21 protein-coding genes and 1 tRNA gene are annotated in these 24,931 nt (G+C 43.8%); 9 read left to right on the top strand and 13 right to left on the bottom strand.

Annotated elements, in window-relative coordinates; all coding sequences use genetic code 11:
- The 6 genes from RB622_RS15440 (at nt 1) to RB622_RS15415 (ending at nt 4,711) form a co-directional block, all read left to right on the top strand.
- Nucleotides 1-2,562 (top strand): hypothetical protein, encoded by a 2,562-nt coding sequence (locus tag RB622_RS15440; RefSeq protein ID WP_308047469.1) that lies wholly within the window; start codon nt 1-3, stop codon nt 2,560-2,562.
- 135 nt (nt 2,563-2,697) lie between these two features.
- Nucleotides 2,698-3,111: a hypothetical protein gene (locus tag RB622_RS15435; protein ID WP_308047468.1), complete on the top strand. Its 414-nt coding sequence runs from the start codon at nt 2,698-2,700 to the stop codon at nt 3,109-3,111.
- The gene (locus RB622_RS15430) at nt 3,108-3,575 is read left to right on the top strand and encodes a bacteriophage holin (protein WP_308047467.1); all 468 of its coding nucleotides are present in this window, start codon (nt 3,108-3,110) and stop codon (nt 3,573-3,575) included. Before RB622_RS15435 ends, RB622_RS15430 begins: the two co-directional genes overlap by 4 nt.
- Nucleotides 3,575-4,030, top strand: coding sequence for a DUF5675 family protein (locus RB622_RS15425; RefSeq protein ID WP_308047466.1), 456 nt, complete (start codon nt 3,575-3,577; stop codon nt 4,028-4,030). Before RB622_RS15430 ends, RB622_RS15425 begins: the two co-directional genes overlap by 1 nt.
- Before the next feature lie 4 nt (nt 4,031-4,034).
- Nucleotides 4,035-4,421 carry a hypothetical protein gene (locus RB622_RS15420; protein ID WP_308047465.1) on the top strand — a complete coding sequence of 129 codons (387 nt, stop codon included), beginning with the start codon at nt 4,035-4,037 and terminating at the stop codon, nt 4,419-4,421.
- A 74-nt stretch (nt 4,422-4,495) separates the two neighbouring features.
- Nucleotides 4,496-4,711, top strand: coding sequence for a hypothetical protein (locus tag RB622_RS15415; protein WP_308047464.1), 216 nt, complete (start codon nt 4,496-4,498; stop codon nt 4,709-4,711).
- Nucleotides 4,712-4,753: 42 nt separating this feature from the next.
- On the opposite strand, the gene RB622_RS15410 is transcribed toward RB622_RS15415, so the two are convergent.
- Complete coding sequence (locus RB622_RS15410; RefSeq protein ID WP_308047463.1) at nt 4,754-6,049, bottom strand: phage integrase SAM-like domain-containing protein; 1,296 nt, start codon at nt 6,047-6,049, stop codon at nt 4,754-4,756.
- Nucleotides 6,050-6,234: 185 nt separating this feature from the next.
- Nucleotides 6,235-6,306: transfer RNA gene (locus RB622_RS15405), tRNA-Glu, on the bottom strand.
- A 260-nt stretch (nt 6,307-6,566) separates the two neighbouring features.
- Here RB622_RS15405 and RB622_RS15400 point away from each other — a divergent pair.
- Nucleotides 6,567-9,056, top strand: a complete 2,490-nt coding sequence (locus tag RB622_RS15400) for a M14 family metallopeptidase (RefSeq protein WP_308047462.1) — start codon at nt 6,567-6,569, stop codon at nt 9,054-9,056.
- Nucleotides 9,057-9,059: 3 nt separating this feature from the next.
- Here the strand turns inward: RB622_RS15400 and aroQ are convergent, their stop codons facing one another.
- Nucleotides 9,060-9,476: a type II 3-dehydroquinate dehydratase gene (aroQ, locus tag RB622_RS15395; RefSeq protein ID WP_308047461.1), complete on the bottom strand. Its 417-nt coding sequence runs from the start codon at nt 9,474-9,476 to the stop codon at nt 9,060-9,062.
- An 80-nt stretch (nt 9,477-9,556) separates the two neighbouring features.
- Between aroQ and xerD the strand changes: the two genes are divergently transcribed.
- Nucleotides 9,557-10,453 carry a site-specific tyrosine recombinase XerD gene (gene xerD, locus RB622_RS15390; RefSeq protein WP_308047460.1) on the top strand — a complete coding sequence of 299 codons (897 nt, stop codon included), beginning with the start codon at nt 9,557-9,559 and terminating at the stop codon, nt 10,451-10,453.
- On the opposite strand, the gene RB622_RS15385 is transcribed toward xerD, so the two are convergent.
- Both RB622_RS15385 and RB622_RS15380 read right to left on the bottom strand, forming a co-directional pair.
- Nucleotides 10,454-10,657, bottom strand: a complete 204-nt coding sequence (locus tag RB622_RS15385) for a hypothetical protein (protein WP_308047459.1) — start codon at nt 10,655-10,657, stop codon at nt 10,454-10,456.
- 5 nt (nt 10,658-10,662) lie between these two features.
- Entirely contained in the window at nt 10,663-11,166 is a 504-nt protein-coding gene (locus RB622_RS15380) for a histidine phosphatase family protein (protein ID WP_308047458.1), read from the bottom strand.
- 210 nt (nt 11,167-11,376) lie between these two features.
- Between RB622_RS15380 and sppA the strand changes: the two genes are divergently transcribed.
- Nucleotides 11,377-13,143, top strand: a complete 1,767-nt coding sequence (gene sppA, locus RB622_RS15375; RefSeq protein ID WP_308047457.1) for a signal peptide peptidase SppA — start codon at nt 11,377-11,379, stop codon at nt 13,141-13,143.
- Nucleotides 13,144-13,228: 85 nt separating this feature from the next.
- Here the strand turns inward: sppA and RB622_RS15370 are convergent, their stop codons facing one another.
- From RB622_RS15370 to metH, 8 genes are all read right to left on the bottom strand, one after another.
- Nucleotides 13,229-14,146: a YihY/virulence factor BrkB family protein gene (locus tag RB622_RS15370; protein ID WP_308047456.1), complete on the bottom strand. Its 918-nt coding sequence runs from the start codon at nt 14,144-14,146 to the stop codon at nt 13,229-13,231.
- 142 nt (nt 14,147-14,288) lie between these two features.
- Complete coding sequence (locus RB622_RS15365; RefSeq protein ID WP_308047455.1) at nt 14,289-15,563, bottom strand: amidohydrolase family protein; 1,275 nt, start codon at nt 15,561-15,563, stop codon at nt 14,289-14,291.
- Nucleotides 15,564-15,574: 11 nt separating this feature from the next.
- Entirely contained in the window at nt 15,575-16,717 is a 1,143-nt protein-coding gene (locus tag RB622_RS15360) for a hypothetical protein (protein WP_308047454.1), read from the bottom strand.
- A 124-nt stretch (nt 16,718-16,841) separates the two neighbouring features.
- Nucleotides 16,842-17,291: a D-Ala-D-Ala carboxypeptidase family metallohydrolase gene (locus RB622_RS15355; protein WP_308047453.1), complete on the bottom strand. Its 450-nt coding sequence runs from the start codon at nt 17,289-17,291 to the stop codon at nt 16,842-16,844.
- Nucleotides 17,292-17,549: 258 nt separating this feature from the next.
- On the bottom strand, nt 17,550-17,948 hold the full coding sequence (locus RB622_RS15350) for a hypothetical protein (protein ID WP_308047452.1): 399 nt from the start codon (nt 17,946-17,948) through the stop codon (nt 17,550-17,552).
- A gap of 877 nt (nt 17,949-18,825) precedes the next feature.
- Nucleotides 18,826-20,064 carry a nucleoside transporter C-terminal domain-containing protein gene (locus RB622_RS15345; RefSeq protein ID WP_308047451.1) on the bottom strand — a complete coding sequence of 413 codons (1,239 nt, stop codon included), beginning with the start codon at nt 20,062-20,064 and terminating at the stop codon, nt 18,826-18,828.
- A gap of 188 nt (nt 20,065-20,252) precedes the next feature.
- Nucleotides 20,253-20,780, bottom strand: coding sequence for a nuclear transport factor 2 family protein (locus RB622_RS15340; RefSeq protein ID WP_308047450.1), 528 nt, complete (start codon nt 20,778-20,780; stop codon nt 20,253-20,255).
- A gap of 216 nt (nt 20,781-20,996) precedes the next feature.
- Nucleotides 20,997-24,815, bottom strand: a complete 3,819-nt coding sequence (gene metH, locus RB622_RS15335) for a methionine synthase (protein ID WP_308047449.1) — start codon at nt 24,813-24,815, stop codon at nt 20,997-20,999.
- Between the last annotated feature and the right edge of the window lie 116 nt (nt 24,816-24,931).

Genomic DNA, 24,931 nt, shown 5'->3' with positions numbered 1-24,931 from the left:
ATGAAAAAAATTGTTTCAATCTGGCTGTTGGTCCTGCTTACGAGCATGGCCAGCGTCGGCCAGAAATTAAACGTTGACATTACCTTACCCGACAGCATCGCCGGGAAACAATGGGTAATCGATCAGATCCGAAAAGCGGTTTCCAGTGAGCAGCCTTCAACCGGTATCAACCCGTGCAAAGCTGGTCCGGAATTAAAGGGTGTTTCCAATGTTTCCGCCATTGGTTTAAACGGAGAATTTCACGGGGTCGAAGTCGCCCGGATCAAGTGGGCAATCCTGGACGCGTTAGGAAAAGAGGTTCGTTACGGGGACGCAAAACCCGACGACAACAAGCCGCGGATCCAGTTTGAGCCCTTGCCGCCTGGCAGCTACACGCTGACGTTCCGCGGATCCTCTTGCAGCTCCAAAATTTTTACGTATCCCTTCACAATCCCAGGTGAAACCGGTCCCGTATTAAAGGACTGCGAAAAACTGCCGACTATTGATAGGATCACGGCCAGCCAGGGCGTCGCATCGGTCATTTTTGATGCTAAAAATTTAAAGACGCTTACTTTAACATTGCTTAACAGTGTAGGCGGATCCGTAAAGTCCGTTACCTACAATCCTGAAAGCAATACTCTTTCGTTTCCGTATGCCGGTCAAAGTCCGGGGCCGTATCAGATAAAGCTTACACCGGTCAGCTGCAAAGCGGCACCAGACATTAAATCTTTCATTATCAAAGACGAAAGTACCGGTGTAATCCCACCACCTGTTGTTGACCCTGGTGGCGTGGATTATAAGCTGATCACAAAGGGAATGCCCGATCACATGAGTATCACCCGCCGCACGGTGGGTGATACTGATTACATTACCGATAATACGGCAAACGACCTTTGGGCTAACTATGAATACCGATACATTGTTGGCGCTGATGTAGTTCTACGCCCAACGCCTTTAAAAGATTATCCCGTTGCGCGAAATAACGGTTTTAGGGTGGTTAAGTTTCTTTCAAAAAAAGGAATAGGCACAATTAATAGATGGCCGGGGCAAGGCGAAGAGATTATTGAGGGTGGATATTATGATAATAATGCAGGGCAAAGTTACCAGTATAATGCGTCTGCGGCTGTAACTACCGGATTTTACGGAGGTTCTCAATCCGGTTTCGTAAATCACATTCCTGCAAGTTTCAAGCCCGAATTACAGATGCCGCAATGGGCGGACATTTCTCCGGAAGCCACATTGCCAAACGGTCGTTTTTTCGTTCTAGGTCGTAGCGATTGGCCTATCGATCAAGTAATGAGGAAAGGGTTAACGCATATTCGTCACCACGAAATACCACGTCCAAACGGTGACGAAACTTTGGCTTTTCAGCTGAGACTCCAAGGTAAGACATACAGCGACGTTCCGCTTTCGACAACAATTTTCGGAGGTACACCTTCGGAACATCCAACGAAAGCAGAAGTACAGCGGATGATCGATCTTCATCAATATCCCGATGCACTGCATATAGGCGAGACAATGGAGCAGTCGCATGCAATTGATCCAAGTAAGACCTGGCTCAAAGATTTTAATGAAGGCTTTGTAAACAATCAGAAAAAGTTATTTGACGATAAGGGGATCAAATCCCTGAATTGCTTCAATTACTTTCAGTTCTGGCCCCCTTCGTATCACTTAGGACAAGTTTCGGCAGATTCATCTAAGGCGATGTTTCGTCTTTCCCCTGACAAATTGCCCTACTCAAATTTCAGTCCTGGTGCGCCTCTTTCAACGACAAATTTAATCGTAGAAGCTGTTTACCTGGGGCCGCCTGATATTCAACAAGCGCAGCCGATCGACTTGGCATTTAAGTTGATGCTGTTTGACCACATGGGTTACACTGGCGGGGTTTTTCTGGCCGGGGAACATGAGTGGCGACCGAATATCTTCTTTGAAAATCTTTATCCCGAAGGTAAATATTACAGCCAGGGCAAAATACCACTCGATCCCAATACGGTCATTACTGCTGCTTTTTTTTCGCAGGTTTTTGGCAAAGTTTTCGTTCAGTGGGGCGGCACAGGTAAGGTTAATGCCGGTAGAATATTTAACGATCTAACGCCCGAACCAACATACTGGTTTCAAAATGGATCGAATGAAATGAAGGGCAGTTCTTGGAATCCAGACCCGAACGCGGGAAGATATTCTCAATGGATTACTAGCCCGGATTTTCCTTACTCACGTCGCAACGGTGTTGGTTACTATGGATTTAATGCAGGAACAGACCTTTGTCGTTTCGGACTACAAGTTTTTTTAGATACCTGGTTTAAGATTCCAGAGGACGGGTCGAAGAACTTTCTTTCCTACCGGATCGATAACGGCGAATGGATCAACGCAGAAAATCAGTTTGCCGATGATATCATTAACGCATCCGTTCAGAAACGCGGCTTTGTTCATTCAATCCATAAAGCCGGACAAATAGCATGGTTCTACATCAATCCGTATGCGGACAATCTTTGGCATGACTTAGAGGTTCGTTTCCCTAACGGACGAATAGCACGAAACAGGGTGGCCGGAAACGGGATCCATGCAAAACTTGACAGCTTATGAAAATCACCAGTCGACTTATCTGGGGTATAAACCTGGGCTTAGTTATCGCTATTGCCGTTATTCTTTTAACAAAAGAGCTACAAAAAGAACCCGTGCCCAGCACAACAGAAGACCTACAAGACAAAATAATTTATCATGCTGAGCAAGAAAAACTTCATACCGATTCTGCTGAAATCCATCACCAGGAATGGGAAAAAGCGTGGAAAATTTATATTGATACTGTCAATATTAAGTCTGCTCACTGGGACACTATTCGCGCAAGGTACAGAAGAGATCTTCGAGAAACGTTACGAAGAAGCGCTCCTGGATTCAGCGATTCGGTACGAGGCCCTCAAACCGGTAACCTTTCACCTGCAACTGGAAAATAAGCACCTGATTCAAGCAAATCTTGAATTACGGATACTGGTTGATCTCAGAGACAAGCAGCGGGAACTGATTCAAAAAAAATACAACGCCCAGCTGGCGGACTTGCGAAAAGGAGCTACACGCAGATTCTTGATTGGTACCGCGGTCGGAGCGCTGGGCACTTTAATCATTCTTAAATTATGAAAACACTTAATTCGATGTTTACAAACATCTCAGATAAGCACTTCTTAGCCGTATCGGCTGCCTTCGCAGGCATCAAAACAGTTTTCGACACGTACATTTTTTCAGACTGGCAGTTTGTTTTATTCCTGATCACGCTGGTTGTGGTGGACACGGTACTGGGTACCTACAAGGCTTATGTTAAAAAGACCTTGGAGTCACGCGCCTATGCCAGGCTGTTCGAAAAAATAATGCTGTACGGGGCAATCCTGATCACTTCCCACGTGCTGATCAGCTTTCCGATTTCAGGGACCGCAACCGGCCTTTTTGACTGGGTGGACGATGTCCTTTATTGCGCAATGATGGTCCGCGAAGCAATCAGCATTTTTGAGAACGTCGGCGAAATAAAGCCGAACCTACTTCCTGCCTGGGTTCTTGCCAGGTTAAAAAAGTTTGACGAGTCCGGGCAATTTAAAGATTTAATGTGATGGAAATATTTGTTACAAGGCGCTGGCGTGGCGTCAACAGTACAGTAAGTTCCGTTACGGTAGACGGCCAGGCGCATCATTTTATTTTAGAGGACCGCGACCGCGGGCTAAAATCTGACATGCCCCTGGCTGATATCAAACGCGAAAAGGTCTACGGCAAAACGGCAATCCCAACCGGCCGTTACCAGGTTGCCGTCACCTATTCCAACCGGTTCAAAAGACTTTTACCGATCCTGGTCAACGTGCCAGGTTTCGCCGGGATCCGGATACATCCGGGAAACCGCCACATTGACACCGAAGGGTGTTTGTTGCCAGGGAAAGGGTACGCCAAGGAAGAACAGGAATACATCGTAACCACCAGCCGGACGGCTTGCGATGTTCTGTTTTTGAAGATCAACGAGGCCCTGAAAAAAGGGGAAGAAGTTTGGTGTACGATTGTCAGGACTTACCCGTAATTGTATGAAAAGGTTCATTCAATTATACGGAAGCACCGTACTTATAGCCCTGATTGCATCATTATTTGTCTTTATGATTATTGATATGATATCAGGCAAAACCCTAAATTCTAACGGGATAGTAGTTCAAAAACGTTACAGAGAGGCGAGAACCTACGTTACGCTAAGTGTAACATCCGATGGAAAAGGACATACGCGGACTTACCCAGTAGTGCATCACGACCCGCCCGAATGGCATTTTTTGGTGAAGATTAAAGCTGGTGAAATTGTAACGATCGACACCAGGCCCGATTTGTACTACCGGACAAAGGAAGGTGATTTGATCCCTTTTGCAACCAGGTACGGCGGAATGACGGGAATCCCGTATTTCCGGACGGCGCTTTCTTATTAGAAAAACGGCTGGCATTATTGTCAGCCGTTTTTTGTATAATTACTAAAAAAGTCAGCAGTTAATACGATCGAGGAATGGGAATGAATATGTCCGAAGACGAAAAGGCCTTTATCCTGGATAAAGCAATGAAGGACCTGAAAGACTTCAATCCGGAAACCTACGAGGGAAAGGGTTTTTGGATGCTAAGTGGATATGATGACATTTTGTATGAAGTCTCCTTTAAACCCGAAAAACTGGACAACGGCCGATATCAGTGGAAAATAAACACCATTCGCAAATGGGAGGGATAAAATTTACGGGGTAAAAGGCGGCCAACAGACCGCCTTTTTATTTTACGAAGCTTTGATCAAATCTTCAAAAGCTTCCAAATTGAAAGGAATTACAACTTTGTTTTTGTTCAGGTCGTGCAGGATCCGGGCCGGGTGAACGATAGAATAGTTACTTAATTGACGTTCGTTGGTGTGACCAACCATAAACATAATTAACCTGGCAGGAACCATCATTTCATTTTCCATCATACTTATAAAGGTATCTCTAAAAACGCTCGTAGACAGCTTAAAAGGTGCCTTTGTCAATTCACCTAAAATTTTCAAAGCTTTGTTAAAATCGCTGAGATCCAGCCGTGGCAGTTTCCGGATACTGCCATATTTTTTAATAATCGCGTGAGCCTGGGGAAGCAGTGGAATGATTGAATAAATATTTGTCTTATCACGCGGTTTTTTAATAAAGTACTCCCCTGCCGGTAGCCTATAAAGGTGTTCGTCTCCCAGGCTTGAATAATCCGTATGGCTCAGGCCTGTGTACATTAAGAATATAGAAACGTCAATTTCCCTTTCTAAGGATTTGACCGTACATTCTTCGACGCGCTGCCTCGCGTCGGCCTCCATGTATTGAGGCGGCTTGCTACGGTCATACTCCAAGCCCATAGCACCGATGGGGTTGGATTTTAAGTATTCCTTATTAATGGCATATTCCAAAACCTGGTTAACAAGTGTTAAATGTTTATTAATGGTATTGGTTCCCCATCGCTCGGATCCGTCATCATTTTTTTGGTCTATCATCCACAACTGAAATTCTTCGAAATGGCTATATCTAAACTCACTTACTTTCAGATTACCATAGTTTTTGGCCAATAAAAATTCATGGATATTGTTTCTTCTGGTCCGATAGTTGGTCATGGTGTTTTTCGACCTTTTGGACGTAAGCACGTCCCGTAGTTCGTCAAGTGTTGCTAGAAACTGTTTCCCTGGTGCTACTTTTCTTTTTGCCGTAATAATTAGCTTAATAGCTTCCGGGGTAATTTCCTGTTCTGTGGATTCTAAAATGTTCTTTGCGGTTTGGGCTGCTTTCCGGATCCGGGCAATGCCTTCATTTATTTGTTCTGACAACAAATAACTACTACTTGCCGGGTGCTCGCTGGTGGACGGCTTAATCTTACTTTTTTTAGGGGTGGGTTTAACCTGCCAGTATTTAGCAGGGATTTGCAATCTGATTGAAAACGCAGTTCCCCGCAAACCATCACAATCTATCTGCGCGTAGATGGAACAAAGCTCGTCAGGTTTGGCAGTTTCTTTTCCGCGCAGGAAAAAGTGAACATCAACAATCATGTCATTCTTTAAAAAAATCATCAAGAGGTAAGTTTAATACGAACCATCTTAACGGTGTGAGCAAGAAAATGTAACTGTGAGCGGAGTTGTGAGACAGGAGCTAAATACTTGAAGCAAAACAAAAAAGCCTGCTTTTCAGCAGGCTTCCAAAATAACTTAAACAGTTGGATCAGAGAAAGAAATGAACTCTAAACTTACACGATTTGTGACCCATAGGGGAATCGAACCCCTGTTTCAACCGTGAAAGGGTCGTGTCCTAACCGCTAGACGAATGGGCCGACTGGTCTCCTACTTCGTGTGCGATTTCAGCACTTTCTTTCTTTTTTCCGACTCCGTTTCCTTTATCGTGGTGCAAATATGCACGGTTGATTTTTCATATCCAAATGCTAGATAAAAATAATTTAAAAATAATTTTTACTACACTTATTATCAGAGACTTAATTTAAAAACTTTTTTTTAAGTTATTTGAGACTGCCATTAAATTGCCATTACTTTTTAAATTTGGGAAAGGCATACCTCTAAATTCATTCCCCTTATCATGATCAGATATATTTGTGGTCTTCTACTCTCTTTTGTGTTCCTGAATACAAATGCGCAAAACAAAACACCCGATGATTTTCTGGGGTATCCTTTGGGTAGTAAATTTTCTTTCCACCATCGGATTCTGGATTACTACAAAACCATCGCCGCCCAAAACCCGGATCGCGTGAAGCTGATACAATATGGAAGTACTTATGAAGGGAGACCTTTAATGGTCGCGATTGTGGCTTCGCCGGAAAACCTTGCCAACCTCGATAACCTCCGGAACAACCACCTGAAAAATATAAAACTGCTTCCCGGGAATACGGGTAAAAAAACACCGGCTATTGCCTGGCTGGGTTATAATATTCACGGAAACGAGGCTGTTTCGTCGGAAACGGCGATGAAAGTGCTTTATGAACTGCTCAACAAAAACAATCCGTCTACACAGGCGGCCCTGAAAAACACAATTATCATTCTTGACCCATGCAGCAATCCCGATGGCCGCGAACGCTACGTTTCGTGGTATAACCGTGTACAGAATGTTGAGCCGGACATCACTCCTTTTGCTCTGGAACACGACGAGCCATGGCCAGGCGGCCGGTTTAACCATTATCTCTTCGATCTGAACCGCGACTGGGCTTGGCAAACACAGAAGGAAACGCAGGAACGGGTAGCGTTCTACAATCAGTGGATGCCGCATTTGCATGCCGATTTCCACGAAATGGGAGCGGCGCGCAGTTATTATTTCCCGCCAGCCGCCAAGCCTTACCATCAGGATATCACGAAATGGCAGCGGGAATTCAATGAGCTCCTGGGTGCCAACTGCCGCAAATATTTTGACCAGCGAAACTGGACCTACTTTTCGAAAAAGGACTATGACCTGTTTTATCCAAGTTACGGCGATACCTGGCCGACCTATAACGGCGCCATCGGTATCACTTTCGAGCAGGGCGGCGGCGGACGGGGTGGATTGGCATTGTCCAGACCGGATCAAAATGATACGCTGACGCTGAAAAGCAGAATTGACCATCATTATGTCACAAGTATTGCTACACTGGAAACCATTTCGTCCCAAAAAGAGAAGATCGTCAGCGAGTTCATCAGTTTTTATGACAATGCCATTCAAAAACCGATTGGAACTTATAAAACCTATCTGATCAAGTCGCAGGGGAATGAGGAGCGAACCCGGTCATTTGCCGAATGGCTCAACAAACAAGGATTTGAATATGGTGTCGTGGGCAAAAATATATCGGTTAAAGGCACAGAACTGACAAGCCATGCGGAGCAAACCATTAAAACGGATAACAGCGATCTTTTGATCAGTGCTTATCAGCCAAAATCCAATCTGCTCAAAATCCTTTTCGAATCGCAGCCGACTTTGGAGGATTCGGTCACTTACGACATCACAAGCTGGGGTCTCTCCTACCTTTATGGCTTGCATGCTTATGGTTTGAAGGAAAAGCTGACTCCGGCGACCTATCAATCTAAAAAAATTGAGAATAACATCCCTGCAACAAAACCTTACGCTTATCTCGCACACTGGAAAAGTGTCAACGATGTGATTTTTCTTTCAGAGCTATTAAAAAGAAAAATCCTTGTGCGCACGTCGAATTTGCCCTTTGAAACCAATAAAACAGCGTTTGAGGCAGGCACACTAATCATTGCAAAAAAAGGCAACGGCGGATCAAATTTTGACAGTCTCGTAACCTCACTGGCCACGAAATACCATGTTAAACTGACCCCGACTACCACAGGTTCGGTGTCATCCGGCGTCGATTTTGGTTCAGATCAGGTTGTTTCATTGAAATCTTCGAAAATCGTGACCTTATATGGCGAAGGTATTTCAACAACCTCTCTGGGCGCGGTCTGGCATTATTTCGAGCAGCAAATTAGATACCCCTTAACGCTAATCTCTGCCTCAAAAATCGCGCAATTACCCCTGGACCAGGTGGACGTTTTGATATTACCCGACGGAAATTATTCGACAATCCTGAACGATAAAATGCTGAATACTTTGCAAGAATGGATCAAAAAAGGCGGCAAGCTCATTGCGATGGAAGATGCCAACGAGGCATTTTTGAACAAACCCGGTTTTGAAATAGCCAAAAAGAATTCGGCACCTAAAAATAATTCGGATCCGTTTAAGAAATTCGGGGATAAGGAAAGGGAGGAAAGCAGCTATTCGTCGCCCGGCAGCATGTATCAGGTTTCACTCGATGCCACACACCCTCTCGCTTTCGGATGCAGCAAAGAATATTTCAGCATTGTCAGAAATGCCTATAACATTGATTATCTGACGGATGGATGGAACGTGGGCTATCTTTCCGAAACCGGATACAAAGCAGGATTTGTCGGCAACAAGGCTACTGAAAAGCTAAAAAACACATTAATTATGGGCGTTCAGGAAATCGGCCAGGGACAAATCATCTACCTTATGGATGACCCGCTTTTCCGGGGAATGCTTTATAATGGCAAAATACTTTTCAGTAACGCTGTGTTCCGCTAAATTTTAAAGGAAATATCTTACGGCAAGTTCATAACCTTTTAGCCCCAGTCCGCAGATCATGCCTTTGCAGCGGTTGGTCAAGAAACTATGGTGGCGGAAAGATTCGCGCGCGTGGATGTTCGAAATATGGACTTCCACAGCTGGCGTGGTCACAGCCGATAACGCATCGGCCAGCGCGATGGAAGTATGGGAGTAACCACCGGCATTGACTATAATTCCGTCAAAAGTAAAACCTGTTTCGTGGATTTTATCGATTAAATCGCCCTCGTGGTTGGACTGGTAATAATGTAACTGTGTGTTGGGAAATTCCGCTTTCAAAGTTTTGAAATAGTCTTCAAACGTTTGACTGCCATAAACAGTTGGTTCGCGCGTGCCTAAAAGATTAAGATTAGGACCATTGAGAATTAATATTTTTTTCATACAAGGATCGGGCCTTACATTTACATGATAAAACAATTTGTGAACTAACATTCACCCATCAGGAATTCACCAGTCTGACTATGTGGCAAAGCTACATCAAACATTTTAAAAATTATCTCCGCCTGGAAAGGTCATTTTCCGACAATTCGGTCCAGGCTTACGTCCGGGACACGGAAAAACTTGCTGAATATCTTGAATTGGCAGCAATAAACCTCTCTCCCGTTGACATAAAAGAGGAACATTTACTCGCATTTTTAAAATATTTGTCCGATCTGGGTTTGTCGGCACACACACAAGCGAGGATGCTTTCCGGCATTAAAGCGTTTTATAAATACCTTTTACTTGAAAATGAAATTACGGAAGATCCCACGGAATTGATTGAAGCGCCGCGTTTGCCACGCAAACTTCCCGACGTACTTTCTTATGAAGAAATCGAGCAAATGCTTCAATCCATCGATCATTCCACACCGGAGGGAACCCGTAACAGGGCAATCATCGAAGTTTTGTATAGCTCCGGACTCCGGGTTTCAGAGTTAGTCGGCTTGCAGCTTACTTTCTGTTATTTTGACATTGGATTTATCCGCATCCTGGGAAAAGGCGACAAGGTAAGGCTCGTCCCCATTGGAAAAGAGGCCATTAAATACACACAGCTCTATCTGGACCATGTTCGCAGCGAGATCGAGGTAAAAAAAGACAGCGAAGACATTCTCTTCTTAAACAGGCGTGGCGGCCAGCTTTCACGGGTTATGGTGTTCCTGATCATCAAAGATGTAGCCGAAAAAGCTGGAATTTCCAAGAATGTAAGTCCGCATACGTTCCGGCATTCCTTTGCCACGCACCTGATTGAAGGCGGCGCTAGTTTGCGCGCCGTTCAGGAAATGCTGGGCCACGAATCCATCACAACCACAGAAATTTACACCCATCTGGACCGTGATTATTTACGGCAGATCATCACAGAATTTCATCCCAGATCTTAATTATTTAACTTCGTTCAACAGGGAGTCCAGCCCCAATGTATCTGCTTTTGGCAGGTCTCCCGGCAAAGCCCGGTCAAGCTGTTTTGGTTTGTTCCACGGGGCTGTTGTCCTGCTCGCCATGTCATAGGAAATGTAGACAAAAAGCGAAACGAAAAGTATAAATACGATTATAAAGATCCGACGGTTTCGGTTTGGCTTTTCCATTAGTATTAAGATTCCCGAAGTTCTCTTGGGGACATGTATAAAACAAATTTTCCGGTTTTGGCAGAGATTTCAGCCCATTCCAGATTTTCAAATTCAATGATCACAAGGCTGCATTTTGACATCGAGTCAAGATCCTTACCAGAAAGATATTCAGCGAAATAAGTGATGTCCGGATTATGCCCGAACAAAGCCACGACCTGGCTTTCACTTGGTATCGCATTCACCACGCTCAGATAGCCACGCGGGCCTCCATCGTATAAAAAGTCCTCCAAAACAATTGATCCCGCCTGAAATTGCAGCTGATCGGCCATAATCACGGCAGTCTGGTGGGCACGCGCAGCAGCGCTGGAAACAAAACGGTCCGGATTTATATTTTTACTCACAAGCCACCGTCCCATTGCAGAAGCGTCGGTTTTCCCTTTTCCAAGTAATTCCCGTTCAAAATCCCGAACCATGAGTTTCTGGTCTTCGGCTGCGGCATGGCGCACAAGTATCAATGTTTTTTTCATTACCGTATTTTATACAAAAATAAAGAATCCGATAGAGCTTCTCTGAGGACTTGCGGTAAATAAATAGAAAAAAAAATTGACATAGAAATTTTACCACTCATTTCGCTAAAATTACCTTCGAACATTATTTCATACACGATCTGGCATAATAAATAGTTAATTTTGTTAACACCATATCTCTGAATTTTAAACTCATTGCTATATATCCGTATGTTACAGTTCCTTAAGTATGTCTTCGCAACGCTGGTCGGCATTTTTATTTTCATTTTCCTGTCCTTTGTGATCCTCGCAGGTATCGGATCCGCTTTTTCATCCGATGAAAAAGTGGTTGTTGAAGACAAATCAATCCTGAAACTCGATCTGAATAAACCGATCCAGGAAGTGGGTGTTGAAAATCCGCTATCGGATCTGGGCGGTCCTTTTACCGGCAATGAAAATGTAACAGGGTTGAAAGACATTGTTGAGGCGTTGAAAAGTGCCCAGCATGACAGCAAAATAAAAGGTATCTATTTAAAAACAGAAGGCCCACAAGCGGGTTGGGCAACACTGGAAGAGATCAGAAACCAGCTTCTTGAATTCAAAAAGTCTAAGAAATTTGTTGTTACCTATGGCGAATCGTATTCTGAAAAAGGATATTATTTGGCATCTGTGGCTGATAAAATTTACCTGAATCCAGCCGGTGGTATCGAGTGGAACGGGATGTCGGCCGAATACAGCTTTTTCAAAGGAACGTTTGATAAACTTGAAATAAAACCGGAAGTTTTCCGTGTCGGCGAGTTCAAAAGTGCTATTGAAATGTTTTCCCGTCAGGATATGAGCGAGGCTAGCAAAAAACAATCTTCTGAACTGATCGGAGCTATTTATGGCAACTTCCTGACCAATATTTCCAATTCCCGCAACATCCCTACTGACGCGCTGAAACGTTTTGCAGATTCTTTAACGATTGATAATCCACAGGCTGCACTTTCAAACAAACTCGTGACAAACCTTGGTTATTGGGACGAATTCGAAGGAAGTATCAAAAAAAGCCTGAGCATCAAGGAAGACGACAATATTTCTTACGTTGGTGTTGACAAGTATCTCCAATCGGATGTAACGCCGGAAGAAGGCGATTTTAATAACCGTATCGGCGTTTTGGTAGCCGAAGGTGAAATTAATTCCGGCAAAGGAAGTGATGAGTCAATCGGCTCGGATGATTTTGTGAAGGAACTGAAAAAAGTGCGTGACAATGACAAAATCAAAGCCATTGTCATCCGTATCAATTCTCCGGGCGGAAGCGCGCTGGCATCTGATGTGATGTGGCGTGAAATCCAGCTTACGGCGAAGAAAAAACCGGTGATCGCTTCGATGTCTGACGTAGCTGCCTCGGGAGGATATTATATGGCGATGGGTTGCGATACGATTGTTGCACAACCTAACACCATCACGGGTTCCATTGGGATTTTTGGTCTTATTTTCAATGTGAAAGATTTCATGAACAATAAGTTGGGCGTGACCTTTGATGCGGTAAAAACCAGTCCGCACGCTGACTGGCCAACCACGACACGCGACATGACCGATTTTGAAAAATCCATGATCCAGAAAAGTGTTAATGAAGGTTATGACTCTTTCACGAAAAAAGCGGCAGCCGGCAGAAAAATGCCCGTTGAAAAATTAAGAAGTCTTGCTCAGGGACGTGTTTGGTCGGGTGTTGAGGCCAAAGCCAACGGACTGGTTGACGTACTCGGAGGCGTTGACGATGCCATCAAAATAGCCGCAAAAGCCGCTAAATTAAAAGAAGGTGACTATCGCGTTCGTTATTACCCTGAAAAGAAACGACCAATTGAAGATTTAATCGAAAGATTTATTGGCGGATCCGAAGAAAAAGCGATGAACAAAAATCTTGGAGAGCTTTCTTCTTATGTTAAAATGTACAAAAAACTAATGAATATGGGCGGCATGCAAACCAGAATGCCGTTTGAATTAGTGATCCGGTAACGAATAAGAAATCATTATAAACAAAAATTCCTGATCGCTAGCCGGTCAGGGATTTTTGTTTATGATTGTAGCAACCAGGTATTGGTTAAATCACTTTGCCCGTTTCTTTATCAATTTCCTTTCTGATCACCAGAACTGCCTGCGCATTCGGGGCAATTGCGATACCATCCAGTTTGGCATAAACCTTTGTAAATTCGGCCCCAAAATAGAGGATAATGGAGGAATAATATACCCAGGTAAGCAGGATGACGATCGATGCAGAAGTGCCATACGTAGCGCCCAAATCCGCTTTTCCGATGTAAAAACTGATCACAAATTTACCAATCAGAAACAGCGTTGCGGTAAATCCTGCGCCTACCAGACATTCCTTCCAACGTAAATAACCATCGGGAAGAACTTTGAAAATAACGGTAAAAAGTGCCGTGATAATAGCCAGAACAATGGCCAGGTTCACGATATAAAACAGGATAACAGAAGCTTCGGAAAAATACTTCGCGAGCTGCGAGCTGAGAATATCCACCATCGCATTGACACCCAGCGAAACCAGCAGCAGGAACCCCAGCGTAAGAATGATCGAAAACGACAGCAGCCTGTTTTTCAGATATTGCAGCCAGCCTTTCTTTGGTTTTGCCTTTATCGACCATATGTAATTGATTGAATCCTGAATTTCGGCAAAAACCCCGGTGGCTCCCAGCAACAAAGTGCCGAGACCTATCACCGCAGCAACATCGGATTTGTTAGAAACCTGCGCGTTTTTTAAAATTTCCTGTAACTGAGCGGCGGCATTATCTCCTACCAATCCGCGGATCTGGTCAAACAATTCACCCTGAATGGCATCACGCCCAAAAAACAGACTGCATACCGAAATGATCACAAGCAACATCGGCGCCAGCGAAAACACGGTGTAATACGACAAGGCCGCACTAAGTTTCAGGCCATTATCATTCATGAATTCAGTAAAACTTTCCGCTAATAGTTCGAAGATGAATTTAATTTGTTTCATGTAGGGCTCCCGTTTGCGTGATTATTTTGCGTGTGGTTTGGGAGCAAATATAATCATGCCAGGGTCCTGTTCATGTTTTTCAAAAAACGATATTCATGTAAACATTGAATCAGGCAGCGGAAAGTTACTGCCTGGACTTGAATCAGGGGTAATATGCGCTCGCCAAAAAAGCCTGTACATTCTGCGATGCCATGATTTCCCAGGCATTACTTGTTCCTACCTGCCGGGCCAGTGCGGTCTTTTTAAAAGTCGCATAATCATCCTTTTCCGGCAGAACCCGCTCTGTCATAAAAAAATCAGTACCAAACATCATCTTTGATTTTAATTTGGGGCCACTCAAATCATTCAGAAATGCATTATGAGTCTTCGGGTTGCCAACCGCATAAGCAATATCCGTGTAAACATTAGGATACTTCGTGATAAGATCCTTAATCTGGGCACACCAGTTCTGTTGAACCATCCCAACAATGGGACCCGCCGCATTCCCATTAAATTCATTTAAAACATGATCCTCTCCACCAAAATGAGCCAGGCAGATCTTTAACGGTTTTTCCTTTTTTGAGAAGTAATCCACGAGCGTCCGGTAACTGGCAGGTTCCAAAAAATACGAACAGGTATTTAGGTTCCGCAAATTATCCGTTTGACCTAAGATCCATTTAAAAAAATTCCATGATTGATCGGGTACCGGCGGCGGGGTACCTGGTCCAAAATTCACGGAATATTGCTGACCGCTGTAAACATCCAATGGGTTAAGGCTGCTGTTAACATGGTTGGTATCATTCGAGTAGATCCCTCCAAGGTAACTACAATGGCTCAAAACAGGCACGCCTTTTTCTGCAGCCCACTCAAAGGTTTCTTTTAGTTTTTCATCAAAGGCATAAAAACCCAGGCTTGGATAGATTTTTAAACCCACAAAAGGATATACCGAGCGCTCGGCATTAACATGAATTTTATTTTCAAAATACCGTTCGACCGTCTCTTTCAATTCCCTACCCGTACTTTTCCATCGCGGATCAATGCCTAAAAAGACGAGCAGATTGTCTGGATTTTCCTTTTTCACTTCAAGGATGCCTTCTAATTGACCTTCATATCCCGTATCGGATGGGCCCGCTCCGCATTTTTCCATGTACATGGTCAGGGCCACAATTTTCAAATGCGGATCGTCATATTGCTTTCTTAAAGTTTCGAAAATTTCCCGTTGATTCCGGCTTTTTCCAACTTGTAAAAAACTGGCATACCTTTTACCCAGGTTACCACCGAATTTTGACAAGAGAAAACCAAAAGCGGTTGATCCTACATCCGTGTTTGTTAACTTATCAATGAGATTCGCGGCGACATCCGGAAGAAACAGACTAAGAAAGTTCTTCGGAGCATTCCGGATATTAAAAACGTGGCTATGAACATTAAAGAATTGCATGGCTTCAATTTTTAGATTTTGGAGGTCGCTTTTTTCAATAAATCAAACCAAAATGGTGCGCCGAAACTGGCCGCAAACCCTGAGATCAGGATCCCTAATATCTTCAGCAAGTAGTCTCCCCAATCCATTTCAGCTCTTCTTACAATCAAATTATACTTCCATCCCACGGGTAATTTTGAGGAAACAATAAGACTGTCCATCGATTTTATTAATCGGATCGTTGAAACATCGAGGCTGTCCTCTCCAGCCATTGCTTTTGAATTTTCTATAGAGTTTTCAGACCGCTTTGTTTTTACAAGACTATCCAGTTTTGTACTGTCGGCACTGTTCCGTATAATACCCGTAGTGACGCCTGCAGACTCCGGAACGGTTTGCGGTACACGCCTTTCGCCCGCCAGATCGGTGGCGCTATCCTGGTCAGGCAGGAATATTTCCGGATGATCTTCGTAATACTGGATTATGGCTGCCTTCGCCACCGGGTTCTCTTCGTAAAAAGAAAAGAGCTGAAGACTATCCACATTAATAATGATCCCGATCAGTACGCCAAGGTAGAATAATCTTTCCCGGGTTTTCTTTTTGTACCATAACGTGAGACGCCCGGTCAGTTCTCCAAACCAGTTTTCCAGGTACTCGGTTAAATGGCCGTAAAGTTCTGCTTCGTTGAATGCTTCACCGTCTTTTCCAGGGAGCGTTTTTAATTCGGCGCTATGCATGGCCTGCCTAAAAAGTGATACCAGATCACTGGGATTTAATATCTGCGTACCAAACTTGAAATCACTGAGAACCTTAGACTTGTAGGAAACTACCCACTTTTCATTTTTTAATTCTTCAACCCGATTTTGTACCAACTGAGAACTCCCCACCACCTCTATTAAGGTTTCAGCAAATAATCTTGGAGAAATATCATTGGTAGGTTTCTTCGGATCGCGGCTCAGCAGATCAATTGTTCCATGCGAATAAAGTTTTTCGGCCCAGTTAATTCCATTAGCATTATCCATCAATTGTAAGTAGAGATAATTCTTCATAAACCGGCCACGCTCCGCCTTGATCTGCACCAGGGCCTCGTGAACATAACTGCAAAACAAGGCATACAGCGCCCAGCTAATAACTATGGCGATTGCAGTGGATACGATGGGGATGTCAAGGAGGTTCATGATACGAATTGTTTTTTAGTAAAAGGCCAAAATACCAGTTGAGCTAAAGTATGAACTTGTTAAAGAACCGCTACCACTAGTCAATGATGTATTATTACCAAAGCAAGAGTGAATGCAAGGAGACTTACCCGGGTAAATATTTGGTGTGACCATTCCCAAGCTTTACCGCTCTGAGCGACTGCCTTCTGTTTCTTGGCCCGAATGAAACATGCACCCATGAATCGAATTCCTGTATGAGCTGGTCATAGGGAAAGTTCCCGGCCTTGATAAATTGGTATAATTCCTCTACCGTCATACTAAGTACCTGAATATCGGCAGCTTCTCCATCTATATGCTGACTGTTTCGCGCTCCGCCGATTTTAGTGTTTACTCGTAGACATCGATATCCGCTTGACACCCGAATTGGCTTAGCAAGAGCCACGCGAATCGGTTCCAATACATGCTGACAAAGCGCCGTTAAGCTTTGTTTCACGTTGTTGGGAGGAGTAAATTGTTCGCTATACCTAAACCTGATCGCGGTTTGGCTCGTAAGCATCTCTTCCATCGTGAAATGCGGAGTGATTTGTGTAGCCATGGTTGGTTATTTTATAACTGTTTTTTTGATCTGGTGGAAAAACATGAAATGCACTGGTAAAATTTGTATTGGTCCAACACCTGACATGGTCCTGCTCGTTCCATTCAAGAAATCAAGTGCGTTCTACTATGGGAAACGTGGAGCAGATATAACGGTGAGTTGCGTCATTGAAGTTATGTTTTTTATTTGGATAACGGATGGTCCTTTTGTTAAATCTGATACTAACATACGCTTTTTCTTTAATGAAATTTCACAAGACTACCGACTCATCTCCCCACCCATTAGTTTTACAATTTCCAGTTCACGTTTGCTCAGGATTATTTCAGGCTTAATGGCCGTGGTGCTATCTGAGCTGAAAAGGGAAAATTTCTTGTCCATCACTGAAGTGAGAGCAGCAAGCTGGGTCCCATTTCTTTTCCACTGCGTGATGTCATTGCAGACGCCCAGTAAATGCGTGACATCCACCTTACTATCCTGCTGTAAAACAGCATTTTGAACTAAAACCCTTACGACCTTTCCGTCCGGTTTCAAGATCCGGTAATCATAGCTAAATTTGTAATGAGGCCTACTTGATGACGGAATATCCTGAAGAACCTTCCAGATAAATGCCGGATTCTCAAAACTGTCTGTTTCCGGTTCATCCGCATAACTTTGCACATATGCATTACTTCCCGGTATTCTTTATTGACATGAAGCTTTCAGATTTGCGTATCCATATATAAAAAGGGTTGACAAGGAAGGCTGGTTTCCTAAATAGCCAAGCAAACATATACGAACGATTATGTTTATACGATCAACTGTACAAATCTATATCGTAACAAACAGCTCCATCTTCCCAGGCAAGAAAATCCTCGTCCCTGGAAATAGCATTGTTATGTAAAAGCATGAAGAATATTTTTCCGAAAATTTAAATCACCCTTAAATCACGAAGATTTGGCGTAACAATTGTCAGGGCGAAGAAATCGATACCGAGGTGGATTTCCTGGATTGAACTGAAGAGCTTTCATAGGTTTGAGTAGTTAAGATTGAAGGGGATGCTTTCATGATGTATTATCCTTTTGAGACAAATACTACAATAAAGATATATTTAATTGTACAAATTTATATCAAATTACTTCGTCACTTATTAAACGGCAAAACAATGCAAAATTAAAGTTCAAGCCCCAAAAGCACTTAAAAATACCCAGTTCCTAAACAGGAAATTCAGTGTATTTGAAACCGCAAAATACAGTATCAAACGGGTACTTCTCTCTTTCATAAATCTGTTAATCCCCTCCCTTTTAACCCGTCAATAAAATATGCTCTGGAATTATTCCTGGTACGAGCAATGCGTTTATCAACAGGATTCTCGATTTTAAATACCTTCGAAAGACGAAACCGGGTAGGCCAAAACTGTAAATCATAGCTTCGACCAGCAACTAAATTTTTATCGTTTATAAACCAAAGAAGTCAACTTTTGAAAAGGGGCACGCTCAGTGTTGACGCTTTTATCTTTAAACTTATTTTTTCCCTAAAACTTAACCTCTTTAATCTTTTACAGCAACAACCCCGCCAACGTTGCAGACATATACGAAGCCAGCGTACCACAAATCAGTGCTTTGAATCCAAGCCTTGCCAGATCCGCGCGGCGTGAAGGGGCAAGTTCACCGATCCCTCCTACCTGAATGGCAATGGAACTGAAATTTGCAAAACCGCAAAGCGCAAAACTTGTAATTACGATTGTTTTATGATCCAGCGTGTCTTTCATTTTTACCATATCCAGGTAAGCTACAAACTCGTTGATCACCATTTTGGTCCCCATCAAGGAACCAGCCGCCTGAATATCTTTCGAAGGAACACCCATGGCCCATGCGAAAACTGAAAATATTTTACCCAACACAAAATTGAAGCTCAATTCAGGGAAGGAGAATACACCTCCGATCAATCCCAGCAAGTAGTCCAGTAAGGCCACCAGTGCTATAAACCCGATCAACATCGCAATCACGTTGAAACCTACCTTCAAGCCTTCACCGGCACCGGCTGCAATGGCATCCAATAAATTAGCATGCGACTTTTGAATTTCAAGTTTTACAGCGCCTTTGGTATTGGATTCCTCGGTCTCCGGAAATACAATTTTAGAAATCACTAAAGCACCCGGTGCGGCCATCAAACTGGCTGCGATCAGATAAGGCGCTGGCACCCCCAGTGAAATATAAACAGCCATAACCCCGCCGGCAATGCAGGCAAAACTACCGGTCATGGAGGCCATCAGCTCCGAATTGGTCATGTTTTTCAGATAAGGCTTGATCATGATCTGTGCCTCAACCTGTCCTACAAATGTACTCGCTACGTTCGAAACCGCCTCGGCACCACTTACGCCCATCAGCCAGTATACGCCCTTCGCCATGGTCGATACCACACGCTGCATAATACCCAGGTGATAGAGCATATTAACCAATACCGCCACAAAAATAATGGTAGGGATTACTTTGAAAAAGAAGACAAAATCATTTCCCGGGCCAAATGCTTTCGCCATCAATTCCGGACGCACCAGCGTACCAAAAACGAAATCTGCACCTTTATCGGAAAATGAAAGTAATTTTTGAACCTTGGCACCCAGCCACTGGAAGATAGCCTGGCCTATGTCTGTACGGAGGATAAATAATGCCAGCCCAAACTGAATACCCAGCCCAACGCCAACCGTACGATAATTAATTGCTTTACGATTGTTTGACATTGCATAAGCAATACCCAAAATCAATACAATACCAAACAGACCAGTAAATCTTTCCATGAAAATAATTTGTTACCATCAAACCAGGGTGCAAAATAACAAACAAATCTATTGGAAGTTACAGGCATTACGAAATAAAATACTGACAAGATTTAGATCATAATTAAATAATAATTTTTTCGCCAAATATCTAATCGCTATTATACGTCTACCGTTCAGGTTTAAGTTTTGAAAAGAATATAAATCCGTTATTTCCCCGCAAGAAGGTTAGTCGACTGGCGCGCAGTCAGTTTCCAGGTCTTGCCATCTTTCATCCAGACATCTGTATAACGTCCGCTCGGATTAGAGCCAGATTTACGCACACCATCTTCTGTTTCATGCCCCATCACAACGGCAACATTCTCAGAAATCGCTATTTTTTCAATAACACGGCTGAAAGGAGCCTGATTGACAGCACCTTTTCTGAAAGTATCTTTTAATTCGGATAGTGTAAGAACCTTGCTGTCGGTCGTATTGATTACCAAATCCTCTGACCATAACTGAAACAGCGTCGTTGTATCTGATTTCAGGAGTGCATTTCGTTCCACGCTTTCCAGATTCCGGATCTCTTCCTCGTAATTCCTTTCCCGCACTTTATCATCAGCGGGCGAGTCCGTGACCTGTTCAATGAATACCCGGGAATCCGGGTTCAGGATCTTTGTCTGCGTTTTCGATCTTAATTTAAATGACGTAGCAATTAAAATTAAAAAAATGAATATGATGAAGTTTCTTTTCATGGCTGTGTGCTTTTAAAGGTCGCCGCTAAATCTATTTAAACCCAAATTTCATGCCAGTATCCTGACACCGGTATCCGGTTACAAATATTTCACAAAATTTTATAAAAAAATAGCGTATAAATACCTGATTTTTACTATACGTTATAAATAACGGCTTACACAATAAAAAAGGAGAGCTGGTTTCCCAACTCTCCCCATAAAACTGAACCTTACTTATTAATACCCCAAAACCGGTGCGAGCCATTTCTCGATTTCTTCGAGCGGCATATTTTTTCTTTTTGCATAATCCACAACCTGATCTTTAAAGATCTTCCCAACCGGGAAATACCGGCTGTCGGGATGAGAGAAATACCACCCGCTGACACTGCTTGCCGGATACATGGCGTAACTTTCGGTCAGTGAAATACCGAGTTGCTCAGCCTGTAACAAGTCAAAAAGCATGCGTTTTTCAGTATGGTCCGGACAAGCAGGATAACCCGGTGCCGGACGAATACCACTATATGCCTCTTTAATCAGTTCTTCGTTGGTAAAGTTTTCCTCAGGTGTCTGCCCCCAGATCTCCTTACGCACCCGTTCGTGCATGAGCTCTGTCAACGCTTCTACCAAACGGTCGCCCAAAGCTTTTACCATGATGCTGTTATAATCGTCGTGGTCGGCCTCAAATTTTTCAATCAGCGCCTCAATACCAATACCAGCCGTCACTGCAAAACCACCAATGTAATCCATATGACCGCTTTCCAACGGCGCTACAAAGTCTGAAAGGCAATAATTTGGCAAATTTTTAGCCTTTTCACTTTGCTGACGCAGGTGATGAAGCACGGTCATGGTATCCGCAACAAGCTCACCGCCATTTAGTTGTTCGGCCGTAACCTGACTGATCTTATACTCGGTATGCTGCTGTGAACCATGGCCTTCATTACCTTCTGCCGTTTCTTCGAAATGGTGTAAAACAATGTCGTCTTCAATAGCATTGGCCGGCCAGAAACCAAGTACAGCTTTTGCCTTCAAACTCTTATCGCGAATAATTTCACCCAAAAGTACAGCAGCATCTTCATACAGACGTGTTGCTTCCTGTCCAACAACCTTATCTTCAAATATCTTCGGATACTTCCCATGCAGCTGCCAGGTTTGGAAAAACGGTGTCCAGTCGATGTATTTTGCGATATCCGCTAAATCGTAATCATCATATACCCTTGTTCCGAGGAACTGCGGCTTTTTTGCTTTAAAATTCGTCCAGTCAATTTTTGCCTTATTTTCACGGGCTTTGTCGATAGGCACATGCGCCTTATCTCCGCTCCTTTTCGCATGATCTTCACGCAATTTCGCATACTCACCCTTGATGTCCGACAAAACCTGTGCCTGGCTCACATCACTCTGAATTAACTTGCCGGCAACAGGAACCGACCGGGACGCATCCAGCACGTGAATAACTGCACCGGAATAGTTAGGGTCAATTTTAACCGCCGTGTGGATACGTGACGTGGTTGCCCCTCCAATCAAAAGCGGCATTTTAAAATGTCTGCGTTCCATTTCCTTGGCAACACCAACCATTTCATCCAGCGATGGCGTGATCAAGCCTGACAAACCGATAATATCGACATTGTGCTCAATCGCAGCTGCCAGGATTTTATCCGTTGGCACCATCACACCAAGATCGATAATCTCGTAATTGTTACATCCTAATACAACGCCAACAATATTCTTGCCAATATCATGCACATCACCTTTCACGGTGGCAAGCAAAATTTTACCTGCAAAAGATGAACCTTCCTGCTTTTCAGCCTCAATGTAAGGTTGTAAAAATGCCACCGCTTTTTTCATTACCCGGGCAGATTTCACAACCTGCGGAAGGAACATTTTCCCTTCTCCGAATAAGTCTCCCACGATGCTCATCCCGTCCATCAACGGACCTTCAATAATTTCCAAAGGCCTGTTAAACATTGGAAGACATTCTGCAACATCTTCTTCGATATAGTCCGCATTGCCTTTCACCAAAGCATGGCTGATCCTTTCCCGCACCGGAAAGGTACGCCAGGTGAGATCCGGCCCGCTTGCAACCTTTCCTTTGTCTTTAACCGTTTCGGCAAACGTTACCAGTTTTTCGGTAGCCTCTGCGTTTCTGTTCAAAAGTACGTCTTCAACCAGTATCAGTGTTTCTTTTGGAATTTCATCATAAATTCCGATCTGTCCGGCATTCACGATACCCATATCCATACCCGCCTTGATCGCGTGGTATAAAAACGCCGTGTGAATGGCTTCACGAACCAGCTCATTTCCCCGGAAACTGAACGATACGTTTGATACCCCACCAGACACCTTTGCATACGGCAGATTTTCCTTGATCCATTTTATTGATTCAATAAAATCGACTGCATAATTATTGTGTTCCTCCATCCCTGTCGCAACGGTCAGGATGTTTGGGTCAAAAATGATATCCTGGGGCGGAAACCCAACTTCTTCTACCAATATTCTGTAAGCCCGTCCGCAAATTTCCTTTCTTCTTTCCAGGTTATCCGCCTGTCCTGTTTCATCAAAAGCCATGACAACCGCCGCAGCCCCATAACGCAGCACGGCTCTTGCCGATTCTTTAAATTTCTCTTCACCCTCTTTCAGAGAAATAGAATTCACAATGGCTTTACCCTGCACACATTTCAAACCGGCCTCAATCACCTCCCATTTAGAGGAATCGATCATCAGCGGCACGCGGGAAATATCCGGTTCAGCGGCAATCAGGTTGACAAACGTCGTCATCGCTTCTACGCCGTCAATCATCCCCTCATCCATGTTGATATCAATGACCTGCGCACCATTTTCAACCTGGTCACGGGCAATAGACAAGGCTTCGTCATACTTACCGGTACGGATCAATCGTGCAAACATCTTGGAACCGGATACGTTACAGCGCTCACCAATATTTACAAAGTTGGTCAGCTTGGTAATATCCATCGGTTCAAGACCCGATAACTTCAATATCTTTTCATACTCCGGCACGACACGTGGTTTGTATCTTCCGGCAAGGTCCGCGATCACCCGAATGTGTCCCGGCGTCGTTCCGCAGCAGCCTCCGATGATATTGATCAGGTTGTCCCTCAAAAACCCGTCAATAACTTCCCCCATCTGTTCCGGGGATTCATCGTATTCTCCCATTTCATTCGGCAAACCCGCATTCGGGTGGGCAGAAGTATAAAACGGAGAATTATTGGCAAGGATCTGCACGTAAGGACGCATCAGATCTGCCCCCAAAGCACAGTTCAAACCAACCGATAGCAACGGCAAATGTGATATGGAAGTCAAAAATGCCTCTGTCGTCTGGCCGGAAAGCGTTCTGCCGGAAGCATCCGTGATGGTTCCTGAAACCATGATCGGCAGGAAATCATCTGCACCGGTTTTCCAGCTTGGCAGTACTTCTACCAATCCGTTTTTAGCGTCTGTAAAAAATTTATCAATGGCGAAAAGTGCCGCCTTTGCATTTAATGTATCAAAAACAGTTTCAACCAAAAGAAGGTCACATCCTCCGTCCGTCAAACCTTTTACCTGCTCGTAATAAGCTTCAACGAGCTGATCAAATGTTATCGCGCGATAACCCGGATTGTTTACGTCAGGCGACAAGGACGCCGTACGGTTTGTCGGCCCGATTGAACCTGCAACGAAACGTGGTTTCTCAGGCTCGCGTTCTGTAAATTCATCGGCCACTTCGCGTGCAAGTCTGGCAGATTCGAAATTCAGTTCGTAAACCAGTTCTTCCATACCATAATCCGCCATCGCGATGGTGGTTCCGGAGAAGGTGTTGGTTTCAGCAATATCCGCGCCAGCTTCAAAATAGGCCGCGTGAATTTCCTTGATCACATCCGGCCGTGTCAGCGAAAGCAAATCGTTATTACCCTTTACATCATGCGGCCAGTCTTTAAACCGTTCACCGCTGTAATCGTAATCTTCTAATTTATAGCGTTGTATCATCGTACCCATTGCACCATCGAGTACAAGGATCCGTTCTTTTAATATTTCCCGAATGTCAAACTTTTGCGTTGTTATCATTATATGTTTATCGTATTACGAAAAATAATCCCGCCATTTTTATGTTCAATACCAATTTTACCAACCGTCCTCTGAGACTTGTTGACAATACAAATTTACATTACCAGATGTTTTAT

It is taken from the genome of Dyadobacter sp. LHD-138 (assembly GCF_030929615.1).
In the GTDB taxonomy this organism is placed as follows: Bacteria; Bacteroidota; Bacteroidia; order Cytophagales; family Spirosomataceae; genus Dyadobacter.
Note: the sequence above shows the minus strand (reverse complement) of the source record. Positions and strands in the feature narration are given on the sequence as shown.

What these genes read in the sequence shown, in the direction of transcription:
- RB622_RS15340 (WP_308047450.1), bottom strand. Translation starts at nt 20,780, where the DNA reads ATGAAAAGAAACTTCATCATATTCATTTTTTTAATTTTAATTGCTACG.
- RB622_RS15355 (WP_308047453.1), bottom strand. Translation starts at nt 17,291, where the DNA reads ATGGCTACACAAATCACTCCGCATTTCACGATGGAAGAGATGCTTACG.
- RB622_RS15420 (WP_308047465.1), top strand. Translation starts at nt 4,035, where the DNA reads ATGAAAAGGTTCATTCAATTATACGGAAGCACCGTACTTATAGCCCTG.
- RB622_RS15440 (WP_308047469.1), top strand. Translation starts at nt 1, where the DNA reads ATGAAAAAAATTGTTTCAATCTGGCTGTTGGTCCTGCTTACGAGCATG.
- RB622_RS15415 (WP_308047464.1), top strand. Translation starts at nt 4,496, where the DNA reads ATGGGAATGAATATGTCCGAAGACGAAAAGGCCTTTATCCTGGATAAA.
- RB622_RS15345 (WP_308047451.1), bottom strand. Translation starts at nt 20,064, where the DNA reads ATGGAAAGATTTACTGGTCTGTTTGGTATTGTATTGATTTTGGGTATT.
- RB622_RS15370 (WP_308047456.1), bottom strand. Translation starts at nt 14,146, where the DNA reads ATGAAACAAATTAAATTCATCTTCGAACTATTAGCGGAAAGTTTTACT.
- RB622_RS15385 (WP_308047459.1), bottom strand. Translation starts at nt 10,657, where the DNA reads ATGGAAAAGCCAAACCGAAACCGTCGGATCTTTATAATCGTATTTATA.
- RB622_RS15380 (WP_308047458.1), bottom strand. Translation starts at nt 11,166, where the DNA reads ATGAAAAAAACATTGATACTTGTGCGCCATGCCGCAGCCGAAGACCAG.
- aroQ (WP_308047461.1), bottom strand. Translation starts at nt 9,476, where the DNA reads ATGAAAAAAATATTAATTCTCAATGGTCCTAATCTTAATCTTTTAGGC.
- xerD (WP_308047460.1), top strand. Translation starts at nt 9,557, where the DNA reads ATGTGGCAAAGCTACATCAAACATTTTAAAAATTATCTCCGCCTGGAA.
- RB622_RS15435 (WP_308047468.1), top strand. Translation starts at nt 2,698, where the DNA reads ATGCTGAGCAAGAAAAACTTCATACCGATTCTGCTGAAATCCATCACC.
- sppA (WP_308047457.1), top strand. Translation starts at nt 11,377, where the DNA reads ATGTTACAGTTCCTTAAGTATGTCTTCGCAACGCTGGTCGGCATTTTT.
- RB622_RS15430 (WP_308047467.1), top strand. Translation starts at nt 3,108, where the DNA reads ATGAAAACACTTAATTCGATGTTTACAAACATCTCAGATAAGCACTTC.
- RB622_RS15400 (WP_308047462.1), top strand. Translation starts at nt 6,567, where the DNA reads ATGATCAGATATATTTGTGGTCTTCTACTCTCTTTTGTGTTCCTGAAT.
- RB622_RS15425 (WP_308047466.1), top strand. Translation starts at nt 3,575, where the DNA reads ATGGAAATATTTGTTACAAGGCGCTGGCGTGGCGTCAACAGTACAGTA.
- RB622_RS15410 (WP_308047463.1), bottom strand. Translation starts at nt 6,049, where the DNA reads ATGATTTTTTTAAAGAATGACATGATTGTTGATGTTCACTTTTTCCTG.
- RB622_RS15360 (WP_308047454.1), bottom strand. Translation starts at nt 16,717, where the DNA reads ATGAACCTCCTTGACATCCCCATCGTATCCACTGCAATCGCCATAGTT.
- RB622_RS15365 (WP_308047455.1), bottom strand. Translation starts at nt 15,563, where the DNA reads ATGCAATTCTTTAATGTTCATAGCCACGTTTTTAATATCCGGAATGCT.
- metH (WP_308047449.1), bottom strand. Translation starts at nt 24,815, where the DNA reads ATGATAACAACGCAAAAGTTTGACATTCGGGAAATATTAAAAGAACGG.